Origin of the sequence: Pseudomonas sp. I2 (genome assembly GCF_040984075.1) — a bacterium.
GTDB classification, from domain to species: Bacteria; Pseudomonadota; Gammaproteobacteria; order Pseudomonadales; family Pseudomonadaceae; genus Aquipseudomonas; species Aquipseudomonas guariconensis_B.
The window spans coordinates 1-797 of sequence record NZ_JBCGFQ010000125.1 but is presented as its reverse complement, the minus strand read 5'-3'; the positions used below and the strand labels follow the sequence as shown (position 1 = coordinate 797).

General features: G+C 70.9%; 1 pseudogene. It reads right to left on the bottom strand.

Going from position 1 to position 797, the window contains the following annotated elements:
* Positions 1-797, bottom strand: a pseudogene (locus WCE05_RS25850) (hypothetical protein); the annotation flags it as partial.

Below are 797 nucleotides of genomic sequence, written 5' to 3'. Positions count from 1 at the left end.
CCCGCATCGGCCACCACCCGCGTCAAGCTGCCGCCCATGCGCACCGGCCCCACGCTGTGCTGGATCAGCGCCACCAGCCGGTCGCGCAGGGTGGTGGCCATGTAGGCGTAGTCGGCCTTGCCGCCGGTGACGTCCAGGGAAACCAGGCTGGCGTTGCGGTCCACCGCGTGCAGTTCGCTGGCCCGTACCGGCAGCCCGCCGTCGCGGGCGGGCCGCTCGATGCGGGTTTCGAGCACGGTGACTTCGCCGGCGCTGCGCTTGCCCAGGCGACGGACTTCCTCCTGGGTAAGAGCGGCATTGTCGAGCCTGACCGTGGTCACGCCGCCAGGCAGGAGCTTGTGCATCAGCCAGCGCGCACCGCCCAGGGCCGCGGGCAGCAACAAGGCCAGGTTGATGGCCATGAACACCTGCTTGCCGCGGTCCTCGGCGGTGGCGGGGTTGGCCAGCCGCGCCAGTTCGGTGAAGAAGTGTTCGCCGATGCTCAGGCCTTCGCCGGTGATCATGCGGTGGCTGCCATCGACCATGGCATCGGCGGCCAGGGCCGCTTCCAGGGCCACGAAGACGTAGCGCCCGACCGAGGCGGCGCCGGTGATGCCGCGCACCACCGGCACGAAGGCCAGCACGCCGAGGGCGAGCTCGCCGGCGCCTTTGACGCCCTCCCAGGCGCGTGACCTGGCCTTGGCCTCGGCGAAGTGGCGGGCCAGTTGCTCGCTGGCCAGTTCGACGGGGTACAGCCCGGTGGGGGTATGCCAGGTATAGGGCGGGCTGATCCGATGCTCGCCGTTCTCGTCGGTGTA